At 49.7% G+C, this 10908-nt stretch carries 11 protein-coding genes; 1 reads left to right on the top strand and 10 read right to left on the bottom strand.

Annotation, left to right across the window (positions count from 1 at the left end):
- Positions 1-106: 106 nt before the first annotated feature.
- From aalo17_RS03725 to aalo17_RS03700, 6 genes are all read right to left on the bottom strand, one after another.
- Positions 107-676: a hypothetical protein gene (locus aalo17_RS03725; protein ID WP_067555762.1), complete on the bottom strand. Its 570-nt coding sequence runs from the start codon at positions 674-676 to the stop codon at positions 107-109.
- Complete coding sequence (gene mreC / locus aalo17_RS03720) at positions 673-1509, bottom strand: rod shape-determining protein MreC (RefSeq protein WP_075885700.1); 837 nt, start codon at positions 1507-1509, stop codon at positions 673-675. The genes aalo17_RS03725 and mreC overlap by 4 nt, the downstream gene beginning before the upstream one ends.
- A 91-nt stretch (positions 1510-1600) precedes the next feature.
- The gene (gene radC, locus aalo17_RS03715) at positions 1601-2281 is read right to left on the bottom strand and encodes a RadC family protein (RefSeq protein WP_067555759.1); all 681 of its coding nucleotides are present in this window, start codon (positions 2279-2281) and stop codon (positions 1601-1603) included.
- Positions 2278-3519, bottom strand: a complete 1242-nt coding sequence (locus aalo17_RS13125) for a TrkH family potassium uptake protein (protein ID WP_250636975.1) — start codon at positions 3517-3519, stop codon at positions 2278-2280. Before aalo17_RS13125 ends, radC begins: the two co-directional genes overlap by 4 nt.
- Before the next feature lie 62 nt (positions 3520-3581).
- Positions 3582-4019: a potassium transporter TrkG gene (locus tag aalo17_RS13120; protein WP_145907490.1), complete on the bottom strand. Its 438-nt coding sequence runs from the start codon at positions 4017-4019 to the stop codon at positions 3582-3584.
- A gap of 36 nt (positions 4020-4055) precedes the next feature.
- Positions 4056-4859, bottom strand: coding sequence for an NAD-binding protein (locus tag aalo17_RS03700; RefSeq protein ID WP_067555750.1), 804 nt, complete (start codon positions 4857-4859; stop codon positions 4056-4058).
- Between the two features lie 292 nt (positions 4860-5151).
- Here aalo17_RS03700 and aalo17_RS03695 point away from each other — a divergent pair, with 292 nt between their 5' ends.
- On the top strand, positions 5152-6483 hold the full coding sequence (locus tag aalo17_RS03695) for a peptidoglycan bridge formation glycyltransferase FemA/FemB family protein (protein WP_067555747.1): 1332 nt from the start codon (positions 5152-5154) through the stop codon (positions 6481-6483).
- Between the two features lie 525 nt (positions 6484-7008).
- Here the strand turns inward: aalo17_RS03695 and aalo17_RS03690 are convergent.
- The 4 genes from aalo17_RS03690 to aalo17_RS03675 all read right to left on the bottom strand — a co-directional run bounded on the left by aalo17_RS03690 (position 7009) and on the right by aalo17_RS03675 (position 10793).
- The gene (locus aalo17_RS03690) at positions 7009-7305 is read right to left on the bottom strand and encodes a hypothetical protein (RefSeq protein WP_145907487.1); all 297 of its coding nucleotides are present in this window, start codon (positions 7303-7305) and stop codon (positions 7009-7011) included.
- A gap of 131 nt (positions 7306-7436) precedes the next feature.
- Positions 7437-8858 carry an IS110 family RNA-guided transposase gene (locus tag aalo17_RS03685; protein ID WP_067555742.1) on the bottom strand — a complete coding sequence of 474 codons (1422 nt, stop codon included), beginning with the start codon at positions 8856-8858 and terminating at the stop codon, positions 7437-7439.
- A 134-nt stretch (positions 8859-8992) separates the two neighbouring features.
- Entirely contained in the window at positions 8993-10141 is a 1149-nt protein-coding gene (locus aalo17_RS12785; RefSeq protein WP_067555739.1) for a recombinase family protein, read from the bottom strand.
- Positions 10142-10226: 85 nt separating this feature from the next.
- The gene (locus aalo17_RS03675) at positions 10227-10793 is read right to left on the bottom strand and encodes a recombinase family protein (RefSeq protein ID WP_067555735.1); all 567 of its coding nucleotides are present in this window, start codon (positions 10791-10793) and stop codon (positions 10227-10229) included.
- Positions 10794-10908: the final 115 nt, after the last annotated feature.

Genomic DNA, 10908 nt, shown 5'->3' with positions numbered 1-10908 from the left:
AAAGCGCCGGGTGTCCGTTACAGCCTGGCTGTCTGTCCCATTGTCTTCCCGCCTGTTGCAAAACAGAGAAAAGATCCGTGTCTCTGGCAGGTGAAGAAAAGCCGGCTTACCGGCCGGCTGCATGAAGTTGCGCAAGTTTTTTTCTGTCCTCTCTGGCCTGGCGGACACGAACGATTTTGAAATACCGGTCCATGACGTCGGCTGCATAGCGAATGACCCAGAGAGAGGCGATGTTGAGAAGCAGCGTGAAGGTTTCCATTCGCCATAGCCATGTCAGAATGGATGCATTCAGTGGAGTGGTGATGCGCAGCCAGATCCATGGAAGCAGATCGAATCCAAAGGCAAACAGAAGAAAGAACAGCCAGGAATACCGCATCGAATTGCTCCATCGGGGAGCCAGGCCTGCAAGCCAGGCGGCTGCAGTAAAGTACACCGGATCGAACGGAAAACTCCCCTGGAACACAAAAGCATGTACCAGTCCGGCCAGAAGTCCGGCCAGAACCCTGGTGAGGATGTCTTTGTTGTAGACAAATACGAGAAGACCAATGAGATAAAAGTGGGGTATCACCGAAAATCCGGTCAGCATGTAATTGGCCGGCCAGGCATAGGCAATGAACCCGTCCAACAGACCAAGCAGGGCAAACCCCGCCAGTATCAGGGGATGTTTGCGGATCATTTGCTGTCCTCTCTGCCAATGACTGTCACATAGCTGAAACTGCTGATGTTGGCCACTGGCTTGACGTAAATCGTCGAGATGATGGCATCATCATTCACGACGCTCTCAGTGACTGTGCCCACAAATATACCTGACGGATAATTGCCGCCTTTTCCGGACGTGGACACTTTCTGGCCGGAGGTGATGACAGCCTCATTGTTGAACAGCGACACACGATAGGCCTGTTTCCGGGCATCATACGACTGCAGGATTCCCTCCACTGTGGTTCCGTCTTCCAGAGGAATGGAAATGGCAATGTCATTGACCAGGGTGTCGCTTGTGAGCAGCTCCACGGTGCTTGTGGCAGTTTCCACATGGCTGACCAGGCCAACCACACCCTCGCTGCTGGCAGCCAGCATATTTTCCCGGACCCCCTGCATGCTGCCGGCCGAAATGGTGAATGACTGGTCCCAGGCGGAAGCCGGACGGGTCAGGACGTTGCAGCTGACCTGCAGGCTCTCCGGCAGGGAGCCTTTCATTTCCAGCATCTCCTGCAGTTCTTCATTTCTGTTTTTTTCATCCTGGTACATCGTCTGATAGGACCGCTGACTAGCCAGTTCTTCATTGAGATAGACGTTGTCCTGATATACAGACCACAGCCCGGCAACATCCCTGAACATGTTTCCCAAAGAAGTCAGCGGCCTGTCCACCAGCCCATACCGGATATAAGCCCAGGCACTGTATCCTGCATTGGAGACCGGTGCCTGTCGCAGGGCCATCATGACGCTGCCGGCTGTCAGGATCACAAGAATGGCAGTCAGCAGCCTGCGCTGTGTTCTGTTGAAACGTTTCATGATGTTCCCCCTTTGTCGCCCAACATTATACCTTCTGGCTTCCCGGAATGGCAAACACCGCCGGCTGTCAGAACCGCCCGCGGTGTTTCATTCATTCTCCTTTCATGTAACCGGACAGTTTCATCGAAAACCAGTCAGAGCCTCCGACAATGATATGATCCACCACATCGATTCCCATGGTGCAGCCGGCTTCCTCCAGACCCCGGGTGGTCTCGATGTCCTGAGGCGAAGGACTCACATCCTGACTGGGATGATTGTGGAAAAACATCACACTTGCAGCATTTTCCTCCAGTGCTGCCCGGAAAGCTCCTTTGATCGACACAAGACTCTCGGTCTGCGTTCCCACACTCAGGACCCGGCTGCTCAGTATACGGCCTTTTGTGTCAAGAAACACAGCCGCAAAATGCTCCCGTGAACTGAACCCGAATTCCAGCTGACACCATTCCAGCACTTCATTGAAAACAAACGGCCGGCTTCTGAAGGCTCTGGCGCGTTTGATCCGGCGGACCAGATCCACTGCTGCAGCCAGGTGCAGGGCCTTGACCTCCCGGATGCCCGGTATCTTCATGAAAGATGCCGGCGTAAAGGACTCCCAGTCCGCCAGATTCGATGTTGCCTTCAGCACATCTGCCGCCAGATCCATCACCGGTCGGTTTCTGGTTCCGCTTCCAAGCATCAAAGCCAGAAGTTCCACATCTGACAGAGACCTCAGTCCCTGCTGCAGCGCTTTTTCCCGCGGGCGCTGCTCCGCACAGATTTCCTGTACCCTCATACTTGTATATTCGCCAGACGGTTGGTTTTTTGAGAAAATCCGCCATAAAAAAATACAGTTGTATCACATGGTGAGAGATGATCGTGCTCAGTAAAAAAGGGGCAGGTCCGCTGTCTCATGCTCCAACCCGGCCGGGTCTGAATCCAGGCAGGGATCCGGTTTCCGCCTTCATATCCTCCCCGACTGTCACTGTCCCTGGAGCTTATGTCCGAACCTTCGGTCTGCTCTTCTCTGCGCTCCGCCCGGTGGCCGGTCTGCGCAGCCCCCATCAGAGAAAGCAGCGGAAGAATCAGGATCAGGACCGGATAAATTTCCAGACGCCCTGCAGGCATGGCAAAGGACAGGACCAGCCTGGAGAATGCGGAAAACGGCGCAAAGCTGCCTGTTGGACCGCATATTCCAAATCCCGGTCTCACACTGCCGATGCAGGTATAGACAGCCGCGATGGTGCTCTCAAAATCCTGACCATCCAGAGCCACGAGAATCGAGCATATGGCAATCAGGACAAACCAGAAGCTGAAGAATGCAAGAGTCTTCGTGATTTCCTCTCTCGACACCGGCTTGCCCCCGAGAGTCAGGGCTTCCACTTTCTGCGGATGTGCAAGTTTCTGGATGTTCAGCTTCAGGGCCTTGAACTCAACCAGGATCCGCACCACTTTCACGCTGTCGCCTGTGCTTCCGGCCATGGCCACCACCACCATCAGAAAGAACAGGATCATTCTGGAAAACGTCGGCCAGAGACCGAAATCCGCTATTGCGTACCCGGTGGTGGTCATGACCGAGACAACCTGGAACGATGCATGGCAAAAAGCCTGGGACAGACCTCTGTAAAGAGGCAGGATGTTCAGTGCCACCAGAAGAATGGATCCGGCTGCAATCCGGAGACAGGCGCGAAATTCCGAACCCCGCACCACCGGTGTGAATTCACGGATCACCAGGAAAAAGTACAGGTTGAAATTGACGCCAAACAGAAACATGAACACGGTGATCACGGCTTCGAAATACACAGAATTGGAATGGGGAATGGAGTCTGCATACAGGCTGAAGCCGCCAGTCCCGGCGGTGTCGAAGGTATGCACCAGGGCGTCAGACAGCGGCATGCCTCCTAAAAACAGAAAACAGAACTCCAGAACCGAAAGGAACAGATACAGACCATACAGAATCATGGCCGATGTGCTGAGCCGGGGTACAAGCTTCGAGATACTGGGTCCAGGGGCTTCCGCCCGCATCAGGTGCATCGCCTGTTTACTGGTTTTGGGCAGCCCCGCCAGAAGCAGGACCAGCACCCCATGCCCCCAACTCAGTGTGTCAGGCTCCGCCAGAATATAGCCGACCGGCTCAGGGATTCGATGTCTGTGAGTATCGTTGCACCTGTCGTGGTAAACCCGGATACGGTCTCAAAGAAGCTGTCTACATAGGATGGAATCTCCCCGCTGATCCAGAATGGGATTGCCCCTGCTGCAGACAGAACGAGCCAGATCAGCCCAACGACTGTCAGACCGTCTCTGGCAAAATGGTTCTTTTTCCTCGGTTGGACCCTTGAAAGGAGGAATCCGGCAATGCCGGTCCCGGCAATTGTGATCCCCAGAGCGCGGACCATGGCGGTTTCCTTGTGAATCAGCACCACCAGCATTGTCAGAATCATTAGAACGGATTCAAAAAGAACCGCGAATCCCAGAACCTGCAGAATGACCCGCCAGTTCAGTTTCCTTGCCATTCGGCGCAAAGAGAACGTCATTGATGTCACGCAGTCCTTTCACTTTCGATACAGCAATCAGCGAATCCCCCTGCTTGACACAGGTATTCCCCGGGTAACCATAGGACGGGATTTGTGTGTGATGAAAGAGACCAGAATACCGCTTTTCAGAAGCAGATCCTTCACCTGTCTGCCGATGAACCGGCAATTGGACGCCACGCGGAACTCCGGCACTTCCATCTGGCCGTCGGCGGCGAGAATAATGGATTCTACGTTGGAACCCACAGAGTGTTGCATCGCACGTACATACTGAACGATTTTGTCTGCCGCTATGTTCTTCGGTGTCACGGCATTGGAGAAGCCCGGTTTTTCCAGCAGAAACCCGAGTTCCACACGATTGACCTTCGGCACCACATGTTCCACGCCCTGCTGTTCTGCAAACATGGAAATGATGACATTTTCCTCACCGTTGTCCGTCAGGGACACGAAGCCGTCCATTCCATCCAGATTCTCTGAAAGCAGTGTGGCCTGATCCGTGCCATCTCCGCATATGACCGTGACGTCAGGAAAGCGGAGGGTGAGATCGAGTGCCTCGTCCGGGTTCTTTTCGATGATTTTTACCGCAATGTTCATATCCAGGAGTCTGGTGGCGAGATAGGCCGCAATGCGTGATCCCCCTGCGATCATGACTTCCTTCAGGCCCCGGCCGAGAAGGCAGATGACAATATTGGTTTCATCGGTGCTTGTCGCCGCAATCACAAGATTGGCTTTCGCAGCCCCTGCTTCCCGCAGGACATCCACATCCATGCCGCTGCCCTGGAGTCCGACTACATCCAGATAATCCGGCGTCTGTTCGAGAACCTGGCTTTTGCTCTCGATCACCGTGACATCATGTCCCTCTGCATCCAGCTGACGGACCAGGGCGTGACCGGCTTTTCAGACTCCCGCAACCACGATATTCATGACCTTGCCTCCCGTATACAACGCATCCACGGTAGCGGTTTCCAATCGCGAAACCAATGTGACCCCCGCACTGTCTCTGTCCAACACAGTTTTGTCCGGCTGAAAACTGGTATATAGTCAAAGAGAGTTTCCGGAATGCCGCTTTCTGTCATGACTGTGTCGTGTATGTGCAGTGAAGCCACCGGAACAAGTCTCAGAGAGGAGTCTGAACATGGATACAACTGTACTGGACATACGGCTCATTTCCCGGGAGGAATATGAGATGTTTGTCAAAGACAAAGATTACAATATGTTTCAGCATCCCCGATACCTCCGTTTTATGGAGGAGAGGGGATATCAGCCCCGGATATACGGCGGGTTCCAGGAAGGAACCCTGGTCATTGCCCTCATCGTCAGGATCGATCCCCTGATGAAAGTCTTCAAATCCGCCAGATCCCTTCGGGAGTGGGTTACAGACCGGCCCGAAGATGCGGCTCTGATCAAGGCATTCGTCAACGGACTGACTCCCCTGCTCAGGCAGGAAGGGGCTGTCTGGCTGAAGCTGGAATCCGGCGTGGAGTATCAGCAAAGAGATGCCGATGGCGAAATCGTCCAGGGGGGATTCAACAACGAGTCCTACCGGCAGCTGCTTCAGAGCGCCGGTTTTCATCCCGAGGAACTCTGGTCGGATGGACTGGATATGTCAAGACAGGCCAGATGGGTGTCTGTGCTGGACCTGGTGGAACGGGAGCAGCCCGAGGATGGCATGATGCATACCTCCTTCTTCCTTCAGGAGCAGCCCGGTATTCGTCACAAAAGCGTTGAAGAAGTCTTCAATGGGTTCTCCATGAAAATTCCGCGTCACATCCGGGAGGGCATGCAGGACTTCATCGTTGTCAGGGAACTGGATACAGACGAACTGGAGATCATGCATGAGCTGGAGGAAGCCAGCGCCCAGGTTCACGATTTTCAGGCACCGGATCTGGAAACGTACAGGGCATGGAAACACAGTTTTGGAGAGGACTGCAAAGTCATGGCTTCATTTCTGGATACAGACCGCTACAGAGCCTACCTGGACAGAGAACTGAGTCAGGGACAGGCAGATCTTGAAAAGGCACAGGCGGAGCTTTCGGAAGCACCGGGTTCCAAAAAGCGGAAAAACAAAGTGAATTCCGTACTGGAACATATGCGGCCGCTGGAAAAGCGTGCGAAGGAGCTGGATGGGCTGATCGAAGAGTACGGTACGATGATTCCGCTGGCTGCAGGTCTTTTTATCATCACGCCTGCAGAAACGATTTACCTGTTTGGCGGATCCAGGCGTTCTCTTTCCCAGTTTTTCGGTCCCTATGCCGTGCAGTTCGAAATGATCAGGCAGTCTATCGAACGCGGGGCACTTCGTTACAACTTCTGGGGAATTTCCGGAAAATTCAAGCCGGAGGAAGAAGGCTACGGTGTGTACAAATACAAAAAAGAGTTCGGTGCCCACGTAGTTGAGTATGCCGGTGAATTCACGCTCATTCTCAAGCCGACAGCTGCGAAACTCATCAGACAGCTGAATCGGTAAGCGAAATCTGAATAATACAAAAGGCGGCAGACCAGTAGTGATCTTCCGCCTTTTTGTATGAGTGTTCCCGGATACAAAGCCACTGTCATGCAGCAGCCAGATACCAAAAAAAAAAAAAAAACGAACCCAGTCGGGCTCATTTCGCAACTAGATGGAGCCATCAGCCAAAGATAACTCAAACAGTTGCCTTCCCTATCAGTACTGATATACATACTTTTATATATGGAATGTAATCAACTTGTAAAACAAAAAGCTGGTAGGCCGAATAAGCGCTACCAGCGATAATTTCTATCACTTTTTCAGATTAACATCTTGAGAATTCGAGTTTTGATGTTATACTAAAGACATGAAGCAGCATCTTCTGCTATCATCGGTTCCCTCATCTCGGCCAAAAGATGGAGGGATTTTTTTATTTCTTTGTGATGACTTCATTATACACGATTAACGGGTTCACAACGAAATAAACCCATCAAATTTATCCATTTTTACTCAGTGATTCAAATAAGCTGCTTATGTAACGCAGCTCTAATCGTTGCTTTTGAATTTAAGAGTGACGACTCTCTTCTTTTCCAAATCAACTTCGACCTTGGAAACTACCAGATCCATAATCAAATACTGGTCTTTATAGTCCAAAGCATAAAATGCATCTATGTCTTTTACATCAAAGATCCTTATCTGCTTCTCCAGATCCTCCACATTCTTATCCAGTGGCTGTCTGGCTTTCATATATGACTTTGCATCAAATTCATCATCCATATACGCCTGCTCCAAATCTTGGATTTTTTTATTTATAGCGTTCAGACTGATTTCGACTCTCTTCATCCGCTCAGTCTGTCGCCAGTCGGCAAGTGCCTTGGCTACATCAAAATGTGAAACTCTCATAAAATGAAAGCCACGATTAAAAGGCCTCCTCTCGGGAGGTTTTTTAAATTTTCTGAATGCTTACATATTGTCTAAATCGTTGATATCGCTCCAGTTTGATATTCACATTGAGCAATTCCTATCTGGGCCAGTAACTGCTCTATCTTGTGTTTCATCTCATCATCTGTATTCTGCAGCATCTCTACGATCTCTTTTGCGGTCCTGATAATTGCCGGAGCATCTGTTGCCTCTGCTGATGTCTCCATACTCTGTTCCCGCTCACTCTGTTCTTTTTCCAATACCGCCGGGATCTGTTTCTTTCTCTCTTGGAAATATTCACCTGTCTGGAACATATGATAGGCAAGAACCATCATCTTTCTCGCAATCGCAATCAATGCGCGTTTTTTACCGCGTCGGGCTGCGATAGCCTCATACTTCCCCTTGAAATATGGGTGCTTCACTGCGTTCAGAGCACATTGAATCAACACAGGCTTTAGATAATATCCGCCTTTTCCAATTTTGACCGATTTATGTTTGTTGTTGCTCTGATTGCTTTGAGGGCACAGTCCACACCAGCTTATGAAGTGCTTCTCGTTCTTGAACTGTCCCATGTCTGTTCCTGTTTCGCTTAGTATCTGCATCGCCGAAAGCCCGGAGATTCCCGGGATGGAATCAAGCAAATCAAGATAGGACTTGAATGGTTCGAGAATTTCCGTCATCATTTGTTCGTAGCGTTGGATTTGCGCAGTGAGTCGGTCAACTCTTTCATACGCATTTTCAAGCTCGAATTTCTGGACGGAGGAGAACTTTGCACCAGCGAATGCTTTGCGAAGTTCTTCTTCTTTTTCTTTGCGCTCTTTATGGGTGGAGAACCGCATGATCCGGCAGCTTTTCCGTATCCGCTTTTTCACTTCCTCCAAATCCGGTTCCTCTGTCGTGAGCAGGTATTCGATCACACTTCGGGCCGACTCTCCTTCGATCCCGGAAAAAACAAGATCCATACGGATATTCGCTTCTGTCAGAATATTCCGGATCCTTCGGATCGTATCCCCTCTTTCCTGTACCAGTTTAGTTCTGGACCGTGAGAGCCTTCTGGATTCCCGAAGCTCCCGGACCGGGATATATGACTCTCTCAACAGACCGTTGGCCCCAAGTTCAGCGATCCAGGCACAGTCTTTCTGGTCCGTTTTTTGTCCGGCTATGGTCCGGACATGCTTTGGGTTGACGATATGGGGTTTCAATCCCATTTCCTCACAGACATCAAAAACAGGGGTGGAATACTTTCCGGTCGATTCCATATAAACATCTATCGCTCTGTCTTCCAGATCCGGAAGAGTTGTATAGATCCATTCACACATTGAGGCAAGATCTGTATGATTTGAGTCAAATTTTTTGGTGACGAACACAAGCCCGTCTTTCCCTTTGGCCGGATCTTTGAAGGTCACACAGGCCCAGACATTATTTCTATGGACATCCAAACCGACACAGACCGGTTTTCTGTTACGAACAGCCATGGTCGAAAACTCCTCTCAAACAAAAAAATGCCGGAGTGGAAGTTGATCCATCCATTGAACTTGTCGAGAAAAAACCGACAGCCTATACAAAATGTTCAGAATATTCGTGATGAATTTCTACCCAGGGATACTATTTAGATCAACGGCGACTTATAAAAAAACAATCTCATGAAGACTGTGTGAGAAGTCCGCATGGAATAAATGTGTATCGTGCTCTCACCAGCTCCGGCAAGATAAATATAACAGGGGCCGGAACGGCCCCATCTAAGTTTCACTGATCCAAGGGTGGACCTCGCATGCGAGGTCCATGAATGAAAAAAAGTCTGTTCGATCAGAATCTTCTGGCTGATCCTTTTCGAGCAATTGGGACAAGAATAATAGAAATACCTCTTTCTTTCTGCGCCTTGCTTTTTGACCGTGGACCGCTGATCTAAGCGACTACCACACTTGGTGCAATAAACAAGTGAATGGAAAATATATCTGCTTTTGAACGGTGCGTGATGAGCGCGGAATGACAGATAATACTGGACTTCCTGGAACTTGTTGTCATCCATCAATGCAGGGACAAAATCCACTTTCCGCTCACCGTTATAAACCAGAATCCCAATATTCTTTTCATCTTCCATGTAACGCTTCAACGAGTCGAATGTCGGTTTATAGCCATAGTGTTCCTGGACCAACTCGCAAACCCTGCTCAAACTGTACCCTTCAAGAATCCAGTCGCCTGCTGCATTCTTGATGGATGCCTGTTCTTCATTGATGCAGAGTTTCCCATCTTTCTGCTTATCCCATCCAAAGGGCGCTCTGCCTCCGTAAGGATATTTTCCCTGATTGACCTTTTCTGCCAATCCATCCTTTGTCCTTTCGGAAATCACTTCTCTCTCCCACTGGGCGATGATAGACAACATCCCAACCAACATCCGACCATTGGCTGAGGTAAGATCCAGACTATCAACAATAGCTTTCAGCTCGCAATCAAAATCCATAAACATCTGCATCAACTGATACACATCCGTAACGCTTCTTGTCAGTCGATCCAGTTTGTAAACTATGACCCGGACAATTTTTCCATCTTTGATTCCCTTGATCAGGTCTTGCATTCGAGGTCTATTCAGTGATTTTGCTGAGAACCCATCATCTTTGTATAAAACCAAATTTTCAGTATCATATCCCATTAGATCTGCGTACTGACGACACTTCAATTCTTGCGCATCCAGAGAGTAACCCTGTAACGCCTGCTCACGCGAAGAAACACGTACATAGATAGCTGTAATTCTTTTCAAATTATTCTCCTCCAAATAAAAAAGCGGCATTTCTGCCGCAATAAGATGATAACTATTTAACGAAAGATGATACAGGACCAATGAGTTATTTTTTACGAAGATACCCCTTCGTACGCTCATAAAATGCAGATTTACTTAATCCACTGATGCGAATCGCATCCGCAGCTGATATTTCGCCAGATTCCCACCCCTTTATGGCCATTTTCAGTTCCGGAGTATCAGGCTTCCTGGCCCGTCCTTTATAAACTCCTCTGGCTTTAGCTGCTGCAATTCCTTCTTTCTGACGTTCCAGGGTGATTTCCCGTTCAAATTGGGCTATGGCAGCAAATACTGTCAGCATGAGTCGTCCAGAGGCTGTTGTCGTGTCCAGGTTTTCCTTGTGACTAATCAGATGGATTCCTCTATCCATGAGATCATTGACAGTCTGCAAGAGTTCAGCCGTGGATCTGGACAACCGGGAAAAGGATTCAACGTGTATTTCATCCCCTGGCCGAATATAAGCCAGCATTGCAGAGAGCCCAGGACGGTCCATGTTCTTGCCAGAGGACTCATCCTGAAAAATCTTCTCGATCCCAAGCGATTCCATCAACGCGATTTGACGGTCCAAATTCTGGTCTACAGTAGAAACACGGATATACCCTATTCTGGCCATAATAATCTCCTATTCTCCGAGATTGGTATTTCTCCAATCTTCCCCATTTCTAAGTCCGTTTAGAGTGTACCCTAAAAGGACAGCGATTCGGTAGCTACTACAGCTGAAAACACGG

Origin of the sequence: Faecalibaculum rodentium (genome assembly GCF_001564455.1) — a bacterium.
Lineage (GTDB): Bacteria > Bacillota_I > Bacilli_A > Erysipelotrichales > Erysipelotrichaceae > Faecalibaculum > Faecalibaculum rodentium.
This window is presented reverse-complemented; position numbering and strand designations above follow the sequence as displayed.

What these genes read in the sequence shown, in the direction of transcription:
- radC (WP_067555759.1), bottom strand. Translation starts at nt 2,281, where the DNA reads ATGAGGGTACAGGAAATCTGTGCGGAGCAGCGCCCGCGGGAAAAAGCG.
- aalo17_RS03685 (WP_067555742.1), bottom strand. Translation starts at nt 8,858, where the DNA reads ATGGCTGTTCGTAACAGAAAACCGGTCTGTGTCGGTTTGGATGTCCAT.
- aalo17_RS03725 (WP_067555762.1), bottom strand. Translation starts at nt 676, where the DNA reads ATGATCCGCAAACATCCCCTGATACTGGCGGGGTTTGCCCTGCTTGGT.
- aalo17_RS03690 (WP_145907487.1), bottom strand. Translation starts at nt 7,305, where the DNA reads ATGAAGAGAGTCGAAATCAGTCTGAACGCTATAAATAAAAAAATCCAA.
- aalo17_RS03695 (WP_067555747.1), top strand. Translation starts at nt 5,152, where the DNA reads ATGGATACAACTGTACTGGACATACGGCTCATTTCCCGGGAGGAATAT.
- mreC (WP_075885700.1), bottom strand. Translation starts at nt 1,509, where the DNA reads ATGAAACGTTTCAACAGAACACAGCGCAGGCTGCTGACTGCCATTCTT.
- aalo17_RS03675 (WP_067555735.1), bottom strand. Translation starts at nt 10,793, where the DNA reads ATGGCCAGAATAGGGTATATCCGTGTTTCTACTGTAGACCAGAATTTG.
- aalo17_RS13125 (WP_250636975.1), bottom strand. Translation starts at nt 3,519, where the DNA reads ATGCACCTGATGCGGGCGGAAGCCCCTGGACCCAGTATCTCGAAGCTT.
- aalo17_RS13120 (WP_145907490.1), bottom strand. Translation starts at nt 4,019, where the DNA reads ATGACGTTCTCTTTGCGCCGAATGGCAAGGAAACTGAACTGGCGGGTC.